Here is a 20,313-nt window from a genome sequence, read left to right as displayed (position 1 = left end):
CCTTCCTGTGGGAGCGAGCCTGCTCGCGAATGCGTTGCGACAATCGACAAATTTGTTGAATGTTGAACCGCTTTCGCGAGCAGGCTCGCTCCCACAAGGATCCGCAGTAATCCGCAGATTGCACTGCATATGAAAAGCCCGGCGCTCATCACTGAGTGCCGGGCTTTTTTATTGCAGGATCATTCAGGCATCCAGCTCGGCCCAGCGCTCGACCATGATGTCGAGTTCAGCCTGCAACTGCGCCAGCTGCGCGATCACGGCGGCGGTTTCCGTTGCCGGACGCAGGTAGAAGCCGGCATCGGCCATCTGACCCTCAACCGCGACGATCTGCTGCTCCATGGCTTCGATCTGGCCCGGCAACGCTTCCAGCTCACGCTGCAGCTTGTAGCTGAGCTTCTTCTTCGCCAACGGCGCCTCGACGGCGGCCGCAACAGGAGCAGGCTCGGCCTTGACCACGGCGGAGTTCAGGTCGGCCTTGCCGGACTTGCTCTCGGTCACGCCCAGCAGGCGCGGTGAACCGCCCTGGCGCAGCCAGTCCTGGTAACCACCGACGTATTCGCGAACCTTGCCTTCACCTTCGAACACCAGGGTGCTGGTGACCACGTTGTCGAGGAATGCCCGGTCGTGGCTGACCATCAGCACGGTGCCGTTGAAGGTCAGCAAGACTTCTTCGAGCAGTTCGAGGGTTTCAACGTCGAGGTCGTTGGTCGGTTCGTCGAGCACCAGCAGGTTCGCCGGCTTGCTGAACAGCTTGGCCAGCAACAGACGGGCACGCTCGCCCCCGGACAGCGCCTTGACCGGCGTGCGGGCACGCTGCGGGCTGAACAGGAAGTCGCCGAGGTAGCTCAGCACGTGGCGGCTCTGGCCGTCGATATCGATGAAGTCGCGACCTTCGGCGACGTTATCGATCACGGTCTTTTCCAGGTCCAGCTGGTGGCGCAACTGGTCGAAGTAGGCAACGTCGATCTTCGTCCCCTCTTCCACTTTGCCGCTGGTGGGCTGCAGGCCGCTGAGCATCAGCTTGAGCAGCGTGGTCTTGCCGGTGCCGTTGGCGCCGAGCAGACCGATGCGGTCGCCGCGCTGCAGCACCATGGAGAAGTCCTTGATCAGGAACGGACCGCCCGGGTGAGCGAAGCTCACGTTCTCGAGCACCATCACCTGCTTGCCAGACTTGTCGGCGGTTTCCAGCTGGATATTGGCCTTGCCGGTGCGCTCACGACGCTCGCTGCGCTCGACGCGCAGGGCCTTCAGGGCGCGTACGCGGCCTTCGTTACGGGTACGACGAGCCTTGATGCCCTGGCGAATCCACACTTCTTCCTGGGCCAGGCGCTTGTCGAACAGCGCGTTGGCGGTGGCTTCGGCGGCCAGTTCGGCTTCCTTGTGCACCAGGAAACTGGCGTAGTCGCCGTTCCAGTCGATCAGGCCACCCCGATCCAGTTCCAGGATGCGGGTTGCCAGGTTCTGCAGGAAAGAACGGTCGTGCGTGATGAACAGCACGGCGCCCTGGAAATCCTTCAGCGCTTCTTCCAGCCAGGCGATCGCACCGATGTCCAGGTGGTTGGTTGGTTCGTCGAGCAGCAGCAGGTCCGGCTCGGACACCAGGGCCTGGGCCAGCAGCACGCGACGACGCCAGCCACCGGACAATTCGGCGAGGGTCTTGTCGGCCGGCAACTGCAAGCGGCTCAGGGTGCTGTCGACCAGGGTCTGCAAACGCCAGCCGTCACGGGCTTCGAGGTCGTGCTGGACGTGCATCAGCTTGTCCAGGTCGGCATCGGTGACGATGTTCTGGCTCAGGTGGTGATATTCGGCGAGCAAGGCGCCAACGCCGTCCAGGCCTTCGGCAACCACGTCGAACACTGTCCGCTCGTCGGCTACCGGCAATTCTTGCGGCAATTCGCCAATCTTGAGCCCGGGTGCGCGCCAAACCGAGCCGTCATCGGGCTTCTGGTCGCCCTTGACGAGCTTCATCATGCTGGACTTGCCAGTGCCGTTGCGGCCGATGATGCACACCCGCTCTCCACGGGCGATCTGCCAGGACACCTTGTCCAACAACGGCATAGCGCCGAAAGCAAGGGACACATCGCTGAATTTGAGCAGGGTCATGAGCTTCTCCAAAAACCGGGCGCGCATTCTACCTGAATTGGGGCCTCAGCAGGCCGGCATTTTCACCCTGGCAACACTCTGCACGACAAATGTTGCGAACTGATGCAGACGGGACGGCAAAGCTTTCACCGGTTGCTGGCAAAAGGCTAAGCTACGGAGAATTCAGTGTGGGCATCGCCAGCACTTGTCATGTTTTTTCTGTCCGGACGTCTCATGCGCAGTCGCCTTCTCAATCTTTTGTCCTGTTTTTTACTTTCTGCCGCTGCCGTTCAATCCGTCCAGGCGGTGGACCTGTCCACCCAACGCCAGTACTACGATGAGGCCAAGCGCGCTCTGGCCAAGGGCGACACCGGCCCGTACTTCCGTTACAGCCAGGCCCTGGCCGACTATCCGCTGGAACCGTACCTGGCCTACGACGAGCTGACCGCGCGCCTGAAAACCGCGAGCAATGCCGAGATCGAGAAGTTCCTCGCCGAACACGGCGACCTGCCACAGGCCAACTGGATGAAGCTGCGCTGGTTGCGCTGGCTGGCCGAACGCGGCGACTGGGCAACGTTCGTCAAGTATTACGACCCGAAGATGAATTTCACCGAACTGGACTGCCTGAACGCGCAGTACCAGATCAGCCACAACCTCAAGACCGAAGGTTACGCCAACGCCAACAAGCTCTGGCTGACCGGCAAGACGCAACCGGCCGCCTGTGACGCCCTGTTCGGCATGTGGGCCGCCGAAGGCCAGTTGACCGAGCAGAAGCGCTGGGAACGCACTAAGCTCGCCGCCCAGGCGCGCAACTACCCACTGGCCGGCAGCCTGGTCAATGGCTTGACCACCCTCGCCCCCCGTGGCCGCCTGCTGATCGATGTGGCACAGAATCCGGAGCTGCTCAATTCGCCGTCGCGCTTCGTTCCGGCCGACGAACCGATGTCCGACGTGGTCAGCCTCGGCCTGCGCCGCCTCGCCCGCCAGGACCCGGACAGGGCCATGGCCCTGCTCGACGGTTACGCCAGCAGCATGCACTTCTCGCGCGACGAAAAAGTGGCCATCGCCCGGGAAATCGGGCTGACCCTGGCGCGACGTTACGACAGCCGCGCGCTGGACATGATGACCAAATACGACCCTGAACTGCGCGATAACACCGTGTCTGAATGGCGCATGCGGTTGTTGCTGCGCCTGGCGCGCTGGGACGATGCCTACCAGCTGACACGCCGCCTGCCCCAGGACCTGGCCACCACCAACCGCTGGCGCTACTGGCAGGCCCGCAGCCTGGAACTGGCGCAACCGCAAAACCCCGAGGCGCAAACCCTCTACAAGAACCTCGCCCGCGAGCGCGATTTCTATGGTTTCCTCGCCGCCGACCGTTCGCAGTCGCCCTATTCGCTGAACAACAAACCGCTGGTGCTGAGCCAGGCGACCATCAACAAAGTGCGCAACACCCCTGGCATACGCCGCGCCCTGGAATTCCATGCCCGCGGGCAAATCGTCGACGGTCGCCGCGAGTGGTATCACGTCAGCCGCCACTTCAGCCGCGACGAAATGGTCGCCCAGGCCAAGCTGGCCTACGACCTTAAATGGTATTTCCCGGCGATTCGCACCATCAGCCAGGCGCAGTACTGGGACGACCTGGACATCCGCTTCCCGATGGCCCACCGCAACACGCTGGTGCGTGAAGCCAAGAACCGTGGCTTGCATTCGAGTTGGGTGTTCGCCATCACCCGCCAGGAAAGCGCCTTCATGGACGACGCCCGCTCCAGCGTCGGCGCCAGCGGCCTGATGCAACTGATGCCCGCCACCGCCAAGGAAACTTCGCGAAAATTCAGTATTCCTTATGCGTCGCCGCAGCAACTGTTTGAACCGGACAAGAACATCCAGCTCGGCGCGGCCTACCTGAGCCAGGTCCACAGCCAGTTCAACGGCAACCGCGTCCTCGCCTCCGCCGCCTACAACGCAGGTCCGGGCCGCGTGCGCCAGTGGCTGCGCGGTGCCGATCACCTGAGCTTCGACGTCTGGGTAGAAAGCATCCCGTTCGACGAAACCCGCCAGTACGTACAGAACGTGCTGTCGTATTCGGTGATCTACGGCCAGAAACTCAACTCACCGCAGCCGCTGGTGGATTGGCATGAGCGGTACTTTGATGATCAGTGAGGTTCGTTGAAGCAAGATCAAAAGATCGCAGCCTGCGGCAGCTCCTACAGTGGGACGGTGTACACCCTGTAGGAGCTGCCGCAGGCTGCAATCTTTTGATTGTGATCCTCAAATCCAAATGGCGTCCCACAAGGGATAGTCGCCAACTTTGGCAACCAACCCCGCCCGCAACGGATTCATGACGATATACCGCGCCGCCCCCTTGATATCCTCATCACGCCGTAACGCGCGATCGTAATACCCCCGCTGCCACAATCGCCCCTGCTCACCGCGCACCAGATTGATCGAACGGCTGCTTCTGGACTTGATGCGGCACATCAGCTCCGCCAGGGTCCCATGTTTCAATTCAATCAGCCAATGCAGGTGATCCGGCATTACGACCCAGGCCATGGAAGTGACCGAAGCGCTTTCATCGGCGCAGCGCAGTTGATCTACCAACAGGCGACCCAAGCGCCAATCAGCAAACACCGGTTGGCGTTGATGAGTGACTGCCGTCAGCAGTTAAAGGCGACCCTGTTCAGCAAATCTGGACTTGCGCAGGCGACACCCGTTTGCGGCGATGGGCATTCCGTTGCCCTCCCTGTATATGCAGATTGCACAAGGTTAGCCCACCTATATGAGGCCGCTGATCTCCGCGATTTCTGCATATTTCAGAGCGCCGTTACCAGGTCGGCTACTGGGTTGTTCAACAGCGCCAACTCACGAAACCTCGCGCTCATCACTGAACTGCAACGCCGCCAACCGCGCATACAGCGCGTTATTCGCGATCAGCGATTGGTGCGTTCCCACCGCCACCAGTTTCCCCTGGTCCATCACCGCAATGCGATCGGCGTTCTTGACCGTGGCCAGGCGGTGGGCGATGACCAGGGTGGTGCGGTTTTTCATCAGGCTCGGCAATGCCTGCTGGATCAGGTGTTCGCTTTGGGCGTCGAGGGCGCTGGTGGCTTCGTCCAGCAGCAGGATGGGCGCATCCACCAGCAGCGCGCGGGCGATGGCCAGGCGCTGGCGCTGGCCGCCGGACAGGCCGAGGCCGCCGTCCCCCAGGTGCGTCTGGTAACCGTTGGGCATGGCTTCGATGAAGTCGTGGGCGTAGGCGATTTTTGCCGCCTCGCGGACTTCGGCCAGGGTCGCCGTCGGGTTGCCGTAGCGCAGGTTGTCCTCGATGCTGCCGAAAAACAGCGAGGGGGTTTGCGAGACCAGGGCGAAGCAACGCCGCAGGTCCAGTGGATCGAGTTGGGTCAAGGGCATGCCGTCGAGCAGGATGCGCCCCTCGGCGGGGTCGTAAAAGCGCAGCAGCAGGTCATAGACTGTCGATTTGCCGGCCCCGGAAGGCCCGACCAACGCCAGGGTTTCCCCGGCCTGGATGCTCAGGCTCAGGCCATCGACCGCGTAGCTTTCAGGGCGCGAGGGGTAGCTGAAGCGCACGTCCTGCAACACCAGGTCACCCCGCACCCGCTCGGGCAAGGACACCCGGCCAGTGGTCGGTGGCTGGATGATGTTCTGCGCGCGCAGCAACTCCGCGATCCGCTCGGCCGCGCCCGCCGCGCGCTGCAACTCGCCGATCACCTCACTCAGGGTGCCGAACGCACTGCCGACGATCAGGCTGTAGAAGACGAATGCCGCCAACTCACCCGCGGAAATCCGCCCGGCTATCACATCCATGCCGCCGACCCAGAGCATCACGCCGACGGCGCCCAGCACCAGCACAATCACCAGGGTAATCAGCCAGGCTCGCTGGAAAATGCGCTTGCGCGCCGTGTCGAACGCCTCTTCCACAGTGACTGCAAAGCGCTGTTCGTCCTGGGCCTGGTGATTGTAGGCCTGCACGGTCTTGATCTGGCCCAGGGTCTCGGAAACATAGCTACCGATGTCGGCAATCCGGTCTTGGCTCAGGCGCGACAGGCTGCGCACCCGCCGGCCGAAAATCAGGATCGGCGCGATCACCAGCGGCAAGGCAATCACCACGATGCTGGTGAGCTTGGGATTGGTGACAAACAGCAGGACAATCCCGCCGATCACCATCAGCAAGTTGCGCAAAAACAATGACAGCGAGGAGCCGATCACCGATTGCAGCAGCGTGGTATCGGCGGTCAGGCGCGACTGGATCTCGGAGCTGCGGTTGTCCTCGTAGAACCCCGGGTGCAGGTAAACCAGATGATTGAACACCCGGCGGCGGATGTCGGCGACACAACGCTCACCGATCCACGACACCAGGTAAAACCGTGCAAAAGTGCCGACCGCCAGGCCGATCACCAGCAGCATGAACAGACCGATGGACTGATTGAGCAAATGCGGCGACTGGGTCATGAACCCCTGGTCCACCAACAAGCGAATGCCCTGCCCCATGGACAAGGTAATGCCCGCCGTGACAACCAGCGCGAACAGGGCACCCAGCGCTTGCCAGCGATAAGGGGCGATGAAGCGACTGGCCAGGCGAATCGCGCGACGGTGACGTACTGTGAGCATTTGCATCATCCACAATGGAGCCATTGACAGGACCAGCGTACACCGACCAACGAGGTGCAATGGCTGAATCAGAATGAGTCAGGTTAATTATGACCGTGCAGTCTAGTACCTAGACATTATTGGTCTAAAGTTGCGGTAGCCAGGCTGGGCTATTTCTGGTCGACTGGCGGTGCCGTTAAGGAGTGATCGCAGGGAGTTGTCATAGCCTGGTCACCTGACGGTTCTACACTAGGCACACAACCTGATGAGGAGACAGGCCATGTCCTTGCAACAACGCAGCGATGACAAGATTGAAGTGATCCGCACGCAGCCAGACCAGTCTCTGGGGTGCTCGATTATCGATGAACAGGGCCGCGAAGTACCGATCACTGAAGACATGATCCAGAAAGCGTGCAGCGAACTGGAGAAGCGATTGGTCAAGCCTGCCGAAGAGAAGTGATGTAGCCACGGTTTTCATTAACCCGGCCCTTGAGGGCCGGGTTTTTTATTGCCTGATTTTCAGATAGCCGTCGCGCCCAGCGCCGCCACGATCTGCCGCAACGCTGGCGCATCCCCATCGATACGCACTTGCAACCCGTCGATCTCCCGTCGCGACGGGTACTGCTTGCGCAACACATCGAACGCCGCACGCTGCTCGCTCACACTGCCGACCAGGCTGCGACGGAAATCCGCGTCGTCACGGCGCGGGTCGTACACGCCACGGCACAACATCGCCAGGGCCCAGGCCGGGTCGGTGTCCCCACTCAAGGTCACCTGCGACAGCCAGGGGGCTGGCAGCAAGTCGCTCAGGCTGACCAAGGGCGCTTGCCCGAGAAACTCGCAGTACGCCTGATAGATCTGCGCCGTTCCGCGCTGCTTGCCATCGAGGCTGTACCCGGCGATGTGCGGCGTTGCCAGCACGCAGAGCTCGGCCAGGGCCACGTCGACTTCCGGCTCGCCCTCCCAGACATCGAGTACCGCCTGCAAGTCTTCGCGCTCCAGCAGCACCTCTCGCAAAGCGCTGTTGTCCACCACCGGGCCACGGCTGGCGTTGATCAGCCAGGTGCCGGGCTTGAGCTGGTTCAGGCGGCGTTGATCGAACAGGTGCCAGGTCGACTGGGCGCCCTTGCGGGTCAGCGGGGTGTGTAGGCTGATGACGTCGCACTGCTCGATGATTTGCTCAAGGCTGACGTAATCGCTCCCTTCAGCAGCCTGGCGTGGCGGATCGCAGACCAGCACCTTCCAGCCCAGGCCCTGCAGGACCTTGACCAGACGCCCCCCTACCTCACCGGCACCGACCACGCCGTAGGTGCGCTGGGTCAGGTCGGCGCCTTCGATTTCAGCCAGGGTCAGCAGGCTGCCGAGCACGTAGTCGACCACGCCGCGGGCGTTGCAGCCCGGCGCGCTGGACCAGGTGATGCCGGCTTGTTGAAAGTATTCCAGGTCCAGATGATCGGTGCCGATGGTGCAGGTGCCGACAAAACGTACCTTGCTGCCTTCGAGCAACGCACGGTCGACGCGGGTGACCGAACGCACCAGCAGTACATCGGCCTGTTCGACGGTGGCGCGGTCGATGGCACGCCCCGGCACCCGGCGGATTTCACCGAATGTCTGGAAGAAGGCGTCGAGCAGGGGGATATTTTCGTCGGCAACGATCAGCATGTCAGGCTCCTTTGGCGGACGGGCAGTGTAGGCGTAGAGGGTACCTGGCGCCTAGCACGCATCGCTTGTTGTAGGAGCGAGGCTTGCCCGCGAACGGAACGTCGCGGTCCTCCTGACACTCCGCGTTATCGTTCTTCGCGGGCAAGCCTCGCTCCTACAGAGGAGAAGGAATCAGGGGGTGGAATTACAAATGCCCAACACAGTCTTTTCCTGACCGCAGCGTCAACGCGTAGAATGCGCACCCGCGCATGAATATCTTTGGACGTTTTGCCCTTGAACTCCGTGACTGAACACACCTCCAGCCCCACCCTCTCCCGCCCCGCCCGGGTCCGCCTGGAGCTGAAAAACCTGCTCGGCCTGGCCTTGCCGATCATGATCGCGCAGCTGGCCACCACGGCGATGGGCTTCGTCGACGCGGTGATGGCCGGGCGGGTCGGGCCGCGCGACCTGGCGGCGGTGGCGCTGGGCAACTCGATCTGGGTGCCGGTGTTCCTGCTGATGACCGGCACGTTGCTGGCCACCACGCCGAAAGTCGCCCAGCGCTTCGGTGCCGGTACGCACAGCGAAATCGGCCCGATCGTGCGCCAGGCACTGTGGCTGGCCCTGGTGGTGGGCCTGCTGGCGACCGGTATGCTGCTGTGCGCCGAACCCATCTTGCGGGTGATGAAGGTCGATCCCGAACTGATCGGCCCCTGCATGCAGTACCTGCACGGCATCGCCAGCGGACTGCCCGCGGTCGCGCTCTACCATGTGCTGCGCTGCTTCAGCGACGGCCTGGGTCGCACCCGCCCGGCGATGGTCCTGGGCCTGTGCGGCCTGGCGCTGAACATCCCGCTGAACTATGTGTTCATCTATGGCCACTTCGGTGTGCCGGCCATGGGCGGCGTCGGTTGCGGCTGGGCCACGGCGATCGTGATGTGGGTGATGGCCCTGGGCATGGCCGGCTGGGAGCGCTGGGCGCCGGCGTATCAATCGAGCCAGCTGTTCAGCCGTTTCGACTGGCCGCAGTGGTCGGTGATCAAGCGCCTGCTGGGCATCGGCCTGCCCATCGGCATTGCCGTGTTCGCCGAGTCGAGCATTTTCGCGGTCATCGCCCTGTTGATCGGCAGCCTCGGCGCCACCGTGGTCGCCGGGCACCAGATCGCCCTGAACTTCAGCTCGCTGGTGTTCATGATCCCCTACTCCCTGGGCATGGCCGTGACCGTGCGGGTCGGCCAGGCACTGGGGCGCGAGCAACCCCGTGAAGCGCGCTTCGCCGCGGGTGTGGGCATGGGCACGGCGCTGGCATACGCTTGTCTCTCGGCGAGCATGATGCTGTTGCTGCGCGAGCACATCGCCACGATCTACACGGCGGACCCGACGGTGATCAAGGTGGCGGCGATGTTGATCGTGTATTCGGCGCTGTTCCAGTTTTCCGATGCGATCCAGGTCACGGCGGCCGGCGCGTTGCGCGGCTATCAGGACACCCGGGTGACGATGATCCTGACGCTGTTCGCCTACTGGGGCATCGGCCTGCCGGTGGGCTACGCCCTCGGTCTGACCGACTGGTTCGGCACGCCAAGCGGCCCGAGCGGCCTGTGGCAGGGCCTGATCGTCGGCCTGAGCTGCGCGGCGCTGATGCTGTCGATCCGCCTGACGCGCAGTGCGCGCAAACGCATTCGCAACGGCCTGAGTTGACCCTGTGGGAGCCAGCCTGCTGGCGATTGCGGTGCTTCAGTCAACAATGATGTTGAAGTTGAATCAGCAATCGCCAGCAGGCTGGCTCCCACAGTTGTTTTGTGTGGGTCAAACGGACTTCTTACGAATCCAGTAAAGGTAGGTGCCGGCGTCTTCATGCTGCCCCACCAGTTCATGGTCGAGAAACACGCAGAACTTGGGAATGTCGCGGCGGGTCGACGGATCGGTGGCGATCACCTTGAGCAGGCCGCCAGGCACCAGGTCACGGATGTGCTGGTGCAGCATCATCACCGGCTCCGGGCAATTGAGGCCGGTGGCGTCGAGGGTGCCGTCTACCGGCTTATCAAGCATTTCACTCATGATTAACTCCTGAAACTTGCCGGTATTGTCGCGCATTGCCGCTGCTTTTAACAAATTCCGCGACACCTGTAGGAGCTGCCGCAGGCTGCGATCTTTTGACTTTGGCTTTTAAAAGCAAGATCAAAAGATCGCAGCCTGCGGCAGCTCCTACAGGGTGCAGGTCGCGGAAACGTCAGCGGGATCTTGGCTTTTTTACATCCAACCGGCGCAAATGGCAGGTCACTTCCTCACGGTCGTGGTACAGCTGCTTGCAGCCGATCTCCACGCGAATGCCCCGCGCCTTGAAACCATCGGCGATGCGCTCGAGCAAGCGCTTCACTTCGGCGTAGCGCTGTTTCATCGGCAGCTTGAGGTTGACCACCGCCTCGCGGCAATGCCCCTCGCCGATCCACTCCTCCAGCATCGCCGCGTTGCGTGCCGGTTTCTCGACGATGTCGCAGACCATCCAGTCCACCGGCTGCTTGGGCTTGAAGGTGAAACCGTCGGCCATCAAATGCTGCACCAGGCCGGTGTCCATCAGACTTTCAGCCATCGGCCCATTGTCGATGGCGGTCACCAGCATGCCGCGGTTGACCAGCTGCCAGGTCCAGCCGCCGGGCGCAGCGCCCAGGTCGACCCCGGTCATGTCGCTGTGCAGGCGCTCGTCCCACTGATCCCGCGGGATGAAGTGGTGCCAGGCCTCCTCGAGCTTCAAGGTCGAACGGCTCGGCGCCTCGCGGGGGAATTTCAGGCGCGGGATGCCCATCGGCCACATCGCCGAGTTGTTCGACTCCGCCAGGCCGACGAACACTTCGCGGCCGCTCTTGAAGGTCAGTAACAAGCGCGGCTTGTTCGCATCGTCCACCAGCTTGCCGGCGCCGGTCAGCGCCTTGCGCAGCGGGCCTTCGAATTTCTTGCAGAAATTCGACAGCTCCTTGCCATCATTGGTGTCGACCACTTCCAGCCACAGGCTGCCGCAGGTCGGAAAATCCGCCAGGTGCGCGAGGATCACGCTGATGCGATCACTCTCCGGCAGGTCGATGAAAATCCCCCGGGCCCACTGGCGCGGGAAGATCAGATTGGCAAACCGCTGCCCGCGCATCAGGCGCTCGGCACCGTCTTCCTCGGTGCAGACAAACTCGGCGCAGGCGCTGGCGGCCTTGGCCTTGGCATAACCGGCCACGTTCAGTTGAGCGGCGAGGTCGGAAATCTCGGAACAGACTTCACCTTCGAAGCCCGGCCGGCAATGCATAAAAAGGGTGTTCATTCTTACTCCTGGGCAGATGGCGAAACATTCAACCACTGCGCGATGCCCAGACTTGCGCTGGCGCAAAGCCTGTCACGAAAACCGGCGCATGATAGCCGACTTCGGAACCTCGGACTTGCCCATAGAGTCCAGTTATTAGCCAGCTACTTAAAACAGGGCTAGGTTTAGTGCTCTGCCCGTTCCCTCAGTCCGTAGCCGTGCGGACTCAAAGGAGTGATCGTAATGCCGTCCCTCGATAGCCTGAAGACCCTCAAGACCCTGCAAGTCGACGACAAGCTTTACCACTACTACAGCCTGCCGGAGGCCGCCAGAAGCCTCGGCGACCTGGACGCTCTGCCCATGTCGCTCAAAGTGCTGCTGGAAAACCTGCTGCGCTGGGAAGACGCCAAGACCGTCTCCAAAGCCGACCTCAAGGCCATTGCCGCCTGGCTCAAGGAGCGCCGCTCCGACCGCGAGATCCAGTACCGCCCGGCGCGCGTGCTGATGCAAGACTTCACCGGCGTGCCCGCCGTGGTCGACCTGGCCGCCATGCGCGCGGCGATGGCCAAGGCCGGCGGCGACCCGCAGCGCATCAACCCGTTGTCGCCGGTGGATCTGGTAATCGACCACTCGGTGATGGTCGACAAGTTCGCCACCAGCAGCGCCTTCGAACAGAACGTCGACATCGAAATGCAGCGCAACGGCGAACGATACGCCTTCCTGCGCTGGGGCCAGAGCGCCTTCGACAACTTCAGCGTGGTGCCGCCGGGCACCGGCATCTGCCACCAGGTCAACCTCGAATACCTCGGCCGCACCGTCTGGACCAAGGACGAAGACGGCCGCACCTACGCCTTCCCCGACACCCTGGTCGGCACCGACTCCCACACCACCATGATCAACGGCCTCGGCGTGCTCGGCTGGGGCGTCGGCGGCATCGAAGCGGAAGCGGCGATGCTTGGCCAACCGGTGTCGATGCTGATACCCGAAGTGATCGGCTTCAAGCTCACCGGCAAACTCAAGGAAGGCATCACCGCCACCGACCTGGTGCTGACCGTCACCCAGATGCTGCGCAAGAAAGGCGTGGTCGGCAAATTCGTCGAGTTCTACGGCGACGGCCTGGCCGACCTGCCCCTGGCCGACCGCGCGACCATCGCCAACATGGCACCGGAGTACGGCGCCACCTGCGGCTTCTTCCCGGTGGACGACGTCACCCTGAACTACCTGCGCCTGTCCGGCCGTCCCGAGGCCACGGTGCAACTGGTCGAGGCCTACAGCAAGGCGCAAGGTCTGTGGCGCCTGCCGGGCAAGGAACCGCAATTCACCGACAGCCTGGCCCTCGACCTGGCCAGCGTCGAAGCCAGCCTCGCCGGGCCCAAGCGCCCGCAAGACCGTGTGTCGCTGCCGAACGTCGCGCAAGCCTTCAGCGACTTCGTCGGCCTGCAACTCAAACCCACCAGCAAGGAAGAAGGCCGCCTGGAAAGCGAAGGCGGTGGCGGCGTGGCCGTGGGCAACGCGGACATGGCCGGTGAAGTGGACTACGAATTCGAAGGCCAGACCCTGCGCCTGAAAAACGGCGCGGTGGTGATCGCCGCCATCACCTCCTGCACCAACACCTCCAACCCGAGCGTGATGATGGCGGCCGGGCTGGTGGCGAAAAAAGCCGTGGAAAAAGGCCTGCGGCGCAAACCCTGGGTAAAAAGCTCCCTGGCCCCGGGCTCCAAGGTGGTCACCGACTACTACAAGGCCGCCGGCCTGACGCAATACCTCGACGCCCTGGGTTTTGCCCTGGTCGGCTATGGCTGCACCACCTGCATCGGCAACTCCGGGCCACTGCCGGAGCCCATCGAAAAAGCCATCCAGAAAGCCGACCTCACCGTGGCCTCGGTGCTGTCGGGCAACCGCAACTTCGAAGGCCGGGTCCATCCGCTGGTGAAAACCAACTGGCTGGCCTCACCGCCACTGGTGGTCGCCTACGCCCTGGCCGGCACCGTACGCATCGACCTCAGCCAAGAGCCCCTGGGCGAAGACCAGCACGGCAACCTGGTGTACCTGCGCGACATCTGGCCCAGCAGCCAGGAAATCGCCGAGGCCGTCGAACGGGTCAACACCGCCATGTTCCACAAGGAATACGCCGAAGTGTTCGCCGGCGACGAACAATGGCAAGCCATCGAAGTGCCGCAAGCGGCCACCTACGTCTGGCAGGACGACTCCACCTACATCCAGCATCCGCCGTTCTTCGACGACATCGGCGGCCCGCCACCGGTGGTCAAGGACATCAGCGGCGCACGCATCCTCGCCCTGCTCGGCGACTCGGTGACCACCGACCACATCTCCCCCGCCGGCAACATCAAGGCCGACAGCCCGGCAGGCCACTACCTGCGCGACAAAGGCGTGGAACCGCGAGACTTCAACTCCTACGGCTCACGCCGCGGCAACCACCAGGTGATGATGCGCGGCACCTTCGCCAACATCCGCATCCGCAACGAAATGCTCCACGGCGAAGAAGGCGGCAACACCTACTACATCCCCACCGGCGAGAAACTGGCAATCTACGACGCCGCCATGCGCTATCAAGCTTCAGGCACCCCACTGGTGGTGATCGCCGGCCAGGAATACGGCACCGGCTCAAGCCGCGACTGGGCCGCCAAGGGCACCAACCTGCTGGGCATCAAGGCGGTCATCGCCGAAAGCTTCGAACGCATCCACCGCTCCAACCTGGTGGGCATGGGCGTACTGCCCCTGCAGTTCAAGCTCGACCAGAACCGCAAGAGCCTGAACCTCACCGGCCGCGAAACCCTGGACATCCTCGGCCTGACCGGCGTCGAACTGACACCGCGGATGAACCTGACGCTGGTCATCACCCGGGAAAACGGCAGCCGGGAAAAAATCGAAGTGTTGTGCCGGATTGATACGCTCAATGAGGTGGAATACTTCAAGTCGGGGGGAATCTTGCACTACGTGCTGCGGCAATTGATTGCGTCGTAACCCTATAACGATAGTGTTGTTGCTTCAGGCGCCGCTACTTCGGTAACGGCGCCTGACGCTCCCCTGCCAATGCATAAGCTCAAGAAATGAAAATCCCTGCCGATAGTCAGGCCAATACGCTGTGGTAGGGTATTTTTAGAATTTGTCGTTATGGGTTTAGCGTATGAAAGAGATCTATCTTTTGATCGAGCATGGCATTGATCAGGGCGAAGTTTATGTTCTTGGTTGGTTCGAGGATAAAAAAACGGCGAAGGAAATCGCCGAGGAAAAAGAGTGGGAGGCGTATCGCGAAAGCTTGAAAACAGGACACGCCTGGTCAAATCACAAGCCGTTGCCGCCGGACCAAACTGAATATCGGCGATTCTGGATCAAAGAGGTCTCCAGGTTTGATCGCGTTCCTGTTCCAAGGTCATCGGCCGTGCATTGAGACTCGCTCTTGTGCTGACGCACTCGGAAGGGTGTTCGACCTAACAAGGAACCGTTCATGCTTGTGTTGCCCTGGCCGTACCTGACACTCCTGTCTGCCGGGTACGTCCTGGCACTCACCTATGGTCAACTGACCGTCCACGCAAGCACCGCTATCATCCTCTTGCTGCTCGCCGGCTTTGCCGCCCGGCAACAACGCTTTCACTATGGTCAATACCTCGGCCATGCCCTGTTCATCCTCCTGACCCTCGCCCTTGCCCTCCATTGGTGGCCGGGGTTCTACAACGCCAGGATGATCGACCAGGTTCGCTTTACCGAGAACGCCGTCCCCTTCTCAATGAACCTCAATCTGGACAAACCGCTGATTGGTTTCTGGCTACTGCTCGTATGCCCATGGATTGTCGGGCGGCACTCGCTGGCACAGGTTGTAAAGGCAAGCGCCTTGGCGCTGAGCCTGACCGCATTCGTCACGCTAGCGGGAGCCTGGCTGCTGGGCATCGTGCAATGGTCACCAAAATGGCCGGCGCAAGCATGGCTATGGCTCAATAACAACCTCCTGCTGGTGACGGTGGTAGAAGAAGCCTTGTTTCGCGGCTACCTGCAAGGCGGCCTGAGCCGGCGCTTCGAACACCTGCCCCATGGCGACCACATTGCCCTGCTGATCGCTTCGCTGCTGTTCGGGCTTGCGCATTGGGGCGCCGGCTGGGAATGGACAGTGCTGGCCAGCCTGGCGGGCATTGGCTACGGACTGGCATATCGCTTCGGCGGCCTGGCAGCCGCCATCGCCACACACTTTGGCTTAAACCTGCTGCACTTCGGATTGTTCACGTATCCGATGGCTGGCTGACGCAATGGTCATTTTGCGACGCGTCATTAATTATCGAAAAATAATCTCAACAAATCGCTAATGATGCCGATACAGCACTTGAGAGCCTTGTGGATTAAAAAATATGCGTAATAACCAGCCCATCACCCAACGCGAACGGACCTTTCCGGCTCAGCAACGGTTGATCTCCACCACCGATGCCAAGGGCATGATCACCTACTGCAACGACGCTTTCGTCGAGATCAGCGGGTTTTCGCGTGAGGAACTGATCCGGGCGCCGCATAACCTGGTGCGTCACCCAGACGTACCCGCTGCGGTCTTCGCGCACATGTGGGACACACTCAAACAAGGCTTGCCATGGATGGGCATTGTCAAGAATCGCTGCAAGAGCGGTGACCACTATTGGGTTAACGCCTACGTGACGCCGGTCTTCGAAGGCAATCAAGTCATCGGTTACGAGTCGGTGCGGGTCAAGCCCACCGCCGAACAGATTCGCCGCGCCGAAGCGCTGTATCAACGCATCAACCAGGGCAAGCCCGCCATCCCGGCCACCGATAAATGGTTGCCGGTGCTGCAGGACTGGCTGCCTTTCATCCTGGTCAGCCAGTTGAGCTTCATGATCGGCGCGACACTGAACTCGCAGTGGGGCTTTGCCCTGGCGGCCGCTCTTTCGGTGCCGCTGGGCCTGTTGGGCCTGGGCTGGCAGCAACGCGGCATCAAGCGTTTGCTGCGCCTGGCCGAGCAGACCACGTCCGACCCGCTGATCGCGCAGATGTACACCGACAGCCGCGGTGCCCAGGCACGCCTGGAAATGTCGATACTCAGCCAGGAAGCCCGCCTGAAAACCTGCCTGACCCGCCTGCAGGACACCGCCGAGCACCTGACCGACCAGGCGAAGCAATCCGACGCCCTGGCGCACAACAGCTCCAGCGGCCTTGAACGCCAACGCATCGAGACTGAACAGGTGGCCACCGCCGTCAACCAGATGGCCGCCACCACCCAGGAAGTCGCCAGCCACGTGCAACGCACCGCTGACGCCACCCAGGAAGCCAACCGCCTGACCGGTCGTGGTCGCGATATCGCCGGGGAAACCCGCGAAGCCATTCAGCGCCTCTCGGTGGTGGTGGGCGAGACCGGCCTGACCGTGACGCAACTGGCCAAGGACAGCAACGAAATCGGCGGCGTGGTCGACGTGATCAAAGGCATCGCCGACCAGACCAACCTGCTGGCACTGAACGCGGCCATTGAAGCGGCGCGTGCCGGCGAGATGGGTCGTGGTTTTGCGGTAGTGGCCGACGAAGTTCGCCAGCTGGCCCAACGCACCAGCGAATCCACCGGGCAGATCCACGCCCTGATCGCCAAGCTCCAGCAAACCGCGGGCACCGCGGTGCAAACCATGGAAGCCGGGCATCGCCAGGCCGAAGAAGGCGTGGCGCGGGTGCTGGAAGCGGATCAGGCCCTGGTGGGGATCAGTGAAGCGGTGGCCAACATCACCGACATGACCACCCAGATCGCCGCCGCGACCGAAGAGCAAAGCGCCGTGGCCGAAGAAATCAGCCGCAACATCAGCAACATCTCGGCACTGGCGGACCAAACCTCGGAACAGGCGCAGAACTCGGCGTTGCTCAGTGAAGAGCTGACCAAGACGGCGAATACGCAGTATTCGTTGGTGGAGCGGTTTAACCGCTGACTGATGCTGGAAAAACAAAACCCGGATTGCGAAAGCTTCCGGGTTTTTTATCACTCTGAAAAACATGTTGTCGATCAGGCCGCCTTCGCGGGCAAGCCCGCTCCCACAGGGTTTTGCATTGCTCACAAAATCGAGCAGCACCACTAATCAATGTGGGAGCGGGCTTGCCCGCGAAGAGGCCATGGAAGCTGGCGACGATATCCAGACTACACGTCTATGAGCCCCTGCCTACAATTGCGCCAGAAGCCACCGACTTGCCCGCCTCGGGACCGAGTTCTATTGTTTGCCGGTAAAATGCTTAACCTTTCGGAGTCTCATATGACCACCACCAGAAAGGACAAACCCAACAAAAAGGCTGTCCGCGATGAGCTGACATTCCTTGATGTTCGGCAAGCCGCGCGTGATGGGCAGAAAGTGTTCGATAAATTTGTGATCACTGGCAGGCTACCTATTACAAAGTAGGCTTGGATGCCAACCGTCACAATCTCTGCGCTTTTCGAACAAATACGTAACTGGCAGAACTTCGCTGCACACTTTTACAACTACAAAGTGTGCGGAGAACCGGGACGAGTACCCTACAGAAACGCAGCCACCCGACTCGCCGCAGTCGCCAAATGCTGTTCATGGCTAAACCCGGAAGCCTTCAAAGGCTTCAAATCATGATCCCCCGCCTCCAGCCATAACACCTCGATACTCGGTGACAGCGTGTAGCCCTCGACCGCCTCACGATTGCCCAACGCATCGCGCTCCCCCTGCACGATCAGCGTACGCGTCTTCAGCGACACCAGATGTTCCACACGCGGTTTCTCCGGCTTGCCCACCGCATAAAACGGATAACCCAGGCACACCAACGCATCGGCACCCAATTCATCGGCCAGCATACTGGCCACCCGCCCGCCCATGGACTTGCCGCCAATGGCCAAAGGCCCAGTGACGTGGCGTCGCACCTGGACATACACCTCGCGCCAGCATTCCAGCAACTTTGGCATCGGATTGGGCGGGCGTTTGCCGCCGTCGACGCGCCGCTGCGCCATGTACGGAAATTCAAATCGCAATACGTTGACGCCTTGTGCCACAAGGCGTGCAGCCATGTTGTTCATCCAGTCACTGTCCATCGGCGCACCGGCGCCGTGGGCCAGGATCAGGGTCGCCGAGGCCTTGCCCGAAGCCGCATCCCACAGCCATCCCTGTTCGCGTACGCACTGCGCCCATTGATCCCCGTCAATACCGGCCTTGTGCTGTTTGTCCATGCTTGCCTCGCTTTTAGTCTGCCTATAACTCCAGGCGAAGGGGACGTTGCCAAGCGCTGCGCGCCCACTTCGGCTGAACCGTGGATGGGGAACCATGAACACTTCTATCAGTACCGCCTACAACTATAAGGTGGTCCGCCAATTCGCCATTATGACGGTGGTGTGGGGCATCGTCGGCATGGGGCTCGGGGTTTTTCTCGCGGCCCAATTGGTTTGGCCCGAGCTCAACTTCAATTTGCCCTGGACCAGCTTCGGCCGCCTGCGCCCGCTGCACACTAACGCGGTGATCTTCGCCTTCGGTGGCTGCGCCCTGTTCGCCAGTTCGTTCTATTCAGTGCAACGCACCTGCCAGGCCCAGCTGTTTGCACCGAAAATCGCCGCGTTCTGCTTCTGGGGCTGGCAACTGGTGATTGTCCTGGCGGCGATCAGCCTGCCATTGGGCTACACCAGTTCCAAGGAATACGCCGAGCTGGAATGGCCGATCGACATCCTGATCACCATCGTCTGGGTCGCCTACGCCATCGTGTTCTTCGGCACGATCATGCAGCGCAAGACCAAGCACATCTATGTCGGCAACTGGTTCTTCGGTGGCTTCATCGTCACCGTGGCGATCCTGCACATCGTCAACAACATGGAATTGCCGGTCAGCTTCACCAAGTCCTACTCGCTGTACTCCGGTGCCACCGATGCGATGGTGCAATGGTGGTACGGCCACAACGCCGTAGGCTTTTTCCTCACCGCCGGCTTCCTCGGGATGATGTACTACTTCGTGCCGAAACAGGCCGAGCGTCCGGTGTATTCCTATCGCCTGTCGATCGTGCACTTCTGGGCACTGATCACCCTGTACATCTGGGCCGGTCCCCACCACCTGCACTACACCGCCTTGCCGGACTGGGCGCAGTCGCTGGGCATGGTGATGTCGCTGATCCTCCTGGCGCCGAGCTGGGGCGGGATGATCAACGGCATGATGACGCTGTCAGGCGCCTGGCATAAGTTGCGCAGCGACCCGATCCTGCGTTTCCTCGTAGTGTCGCTGGCGTTCTACGGCATGTCGACCTTCGAAGGGCCGATGATGGCGATCAAGACCGTCAACGCCCTCTCCCACTACACCGACTGGACCATCGGCCACGTGCATGCCGGCGCGCTTGGCTGGGTGGCGATGATCTCCATCGGTGCGCTTTACCACATGATCCCCAAAGTCTTCGGGCGCGAGCAGATGCACAGCATCGGCCTGATCAACGCGCACTTCTGGCTCGCCACCATCGGCACCGTGCTGTACATCGCCTCGATGTGGGTCAACGGCATCGCCCAAGGCCTGATGTGGCGTGCGGTGAACGAGGACGGCACGCTGACCTACTCCTTCGTCGAGACCCTGGTGGCCAGCCATCCGGGCTTCGTCGTGCGGCTGGTGGGCGGGGCGATTTTCCTCAGCGGCATGTTGCTGATGGCCTACAACACCTGGCGCACCGTGCGGGCCTCGCAGCCTGCCGACGTCGTCGCTGCCGCGCAGATGGCCTGAGGA

The 20,313-nt window shown here is 61.8% G+C and carries 15 protein-coding genes and 1 pseudogene; 9 read left to right on the top strand and 7 right to left on the bottom strand.

The features are described 5' to 3' along the window. Positions 1-183: 183 nt before the first annotated feature. Positions 184-2,103 carry an ATP-binding cassette domain-containing protein gene (locus tag PMI35_RS20555; RefSeq protein ID WP_008057931.1) on the bottom strand — a complete coding sequence of 640 codons (1,920 nt, stop codon included), beginning with the start codon at positions 2,101-2,103 and terminating at the stop codon, positions 184-186. A 213-nt stretch (positions 2,104-2,316) separates the two neighbouring features. Between PMI35_RS20555 and PMI35_RS20560 the strand changes: the two genes are divergently transcribed. Then, positions 2,317-4,245, top strand: a complete 1,929-nt coding sequence (locus PMI35_RS20560; protein WP_008057930.1) for a transglycosylase SLT domain-containing protein — start codon at positions 2,317-2,319, stop codon at positions 4,243-4,245. 108 nt (positions 4,246-4,353) lie between these two features. Here the strand turns inward: PMI35_RS20560 and PMI35_RS33820 are convergent. Then, positions 4,354-4,812, bottom strand: a pseudogene (locus tag PMI35_RS33820) (REP-associated tyrosine transposase). Between the two features lie 132 nt (positions 4,813-4,944). Further along, positions 4,945-6,711, bottom strand: a complete 1,767-nt coding sequence (locus PMI35_RS20565) for an ABC transporter transmembrane domain-containing protein (protein ID WP_008057928.1) — start codon at positions 6,709-6,711, stop codon at positions 4,945-4,947. Positions 6,712-6,970: 259 nt separating this feature from the next. Here PMI35_RS20565 and PMI35_RS20570 point away from each other — a divergent pair, with 259 nt between their 5' ends. Beyond that, positions 6,971-7,150: a PA1571 family protein gene (locus PMI35_RS20570; protein WP_008057927.1), complete on the top strand. Its 180-nt coding sequence runs from the start codon at positions 6,971-6,973 to the stop codon at positions 7,148-7,150. A gap of 59 nt (positions 7,151-7,209) precedes the next feature. Here PMI35_RS20570 and pdxB read toward each other — a convergent pair whose 3' ends face one another. After that, entirely contained in the window at positions 7,210-8,352 is a 1,143-nt protein-coding gene (pdxB, locus tag PMI35_RS20575) for a 4-phosphoerythronate dehydrogenase PdxB (protein ID WP_008057926.1), read from the bottom strand. A 273-nt stretch (positions 8,353-8,625) separates the two neighbouring features. Here pdxB and PMI35_RS20580 point away from each other — a divergent pair, with 273 nt between their 5' ends. Then, positions 8,626-10,029 carry an MATE family efflux transporter gene (locus tag PMI35_RS20580; protein WP_008057924.1) on the top strand — a complete coding sequence of 468 codons (1,404 nt, stop codon included), beginning with the start codon at positions 8,626-8,628 and terminating at the stop codon, positions 10,027-10,029. Between the two features lie 108 nt (positions 10,030-10,137). On the opposite strand, the gene tusA is transcribed toward PMI35_RS20580, so the two are convergent. Continuing rightward, the gene (gene tusA, locus PMI35_RS20585; RefSeq protein ID WP_008057921.1) at positions 10,138-10,389 is read right to left on the bottom strand and encodes a sulfurtransferase TusA; all 252 of its coding nucleotides are present in this window, start codon (positions 10,387-10,389) and stop codon (positions 10,138-10,140) included. A gap of 172 nt (positions 10,390-10,561) precedes the next feature. Beyond that, the gene (rlmM, locus tag PMI35_RS20590; RefSeq protein WP_008057919.1) at positions 10,562-11,635 is read right to left on the bottom strand and encodes a 23S rRNA (cytidine(2498)-2'-O)-methyltransferase RlmM; all 1,074 of its coding nucleotides are present in this window, start codon (positions 11,633-11,635) and stop codon (positions 10,562-10,564) included. Positions 11,636-11,857: 222 nt separating this feature from the next. Here rlmM and acnA point away from each other — a divergent pair, with 222 nt between their 5' ends. From acnA to PMI35_RS34935, 5 genes are all read left to right on the top strand, one after another. Beyond that, positions 11,858-14,599, top strand: a complete 2,742-nt coding sequence (gene acnA / locus PMI35_RS20595; RefSeq protein WP_008057912.1) for an aconitate hydratase AcnA — start codon at positions 11,858-11,860, stop codon at positions 14,597-14,599. Between the two features lie 163 nt (positions 14,600-14,762). Then, positions 14,763-15,026, top strand: a complete 264-nt coding sequence (locus PMI35_RS0132495) for a hypothetical protein (RefSeq protein ID WP_032831506.1) — start codon at positions 14,763-14,765, stop codon at positions 15,024-15,026. 57 nt (positions 15,027-15,083) lie between these two features. After that, complete coding sequence (locus tag PMI35_RS20600) at positions 15,084-15,872, top strand: CPBP family intramembrane glutamic endopeptidase (protein ID WP_008057910.1); 789 nt, start codon at positions 15,084-15,086, stop codon at positions 15,870-15,872. Between the two features lie 103 nt (positions 15,873-15,975). Continuing rightward, entirely contained in the window at positions 15,976-17,541 is a 1,566-nt protein-coding gene (locus tag PMI35_RS20605) for a methyl-accepting chemotaxis protein (RefSeq protein WP_008057908.1), read from the top strand. A 318-nt stretch (positions 17,542-17,859) separates the two neighbouring features. Then, the gene (locus tag PMI35_RS34935; RefSeq protein WP_008057906.1) at positions 17,860-18,003 is read left to right on the top strand and encodes a hypothetical protein; all 144 of its coding nucleotides are present in this window, start codon (positions 17,860-17,862) and stop codon (positions 18,001-18,003) included. A 113-nt stretch (positions 18,004-18,116) separates the two neighbouring features. On the opposite strand, the gene PMI35_RS20610 is transcribed toward PMI35_RS34935, so the two are convergent. Then, positions 18,117-18,791, bottom strand: a complete 675-nt coding sequence (locus tag PMI35_RS20610; RefSeq protein ID WP_008057904.1) for an alpha/beta family hydrolase — start codon at positions 18,789-18,791, stop codon at positions 18,117-18,119. Between the two features lie 94 nt (positions 18,792-18,885). Between PMI35_RS20610 and ccoN the strand changes: the two genes are divergently transcribed. Then, positions 18,886-20,310: a cytochrome-c oxidase, cbb3-type subunit I gene (gene ccoN / locus PMI35_RS20615; RefSeq protein WP_008057902.1), complete on the top strand. Its 1,425-nt coding sequence runs from the start codon at positions 18,886-18,888 to the stop codon at positions 20,308-20,310. The last annotated feature ends 3 nt before the right edge of the window (positions 20,311-20,313 follow it).

Origin of the sequence: Pseudomonas sp. GM78, from assembly GCF_000282475.1 — a bacterium.
Taxonomy (GTDB): Bacteria; Pseudomonadota; Gammaproteobacteria; order Pseudomonadales; family Pseudomonadaceae; genus Aquipseudomonas.
This window is presented reverse-complemented; position numbering and strand designations above follow the sequence as displayed.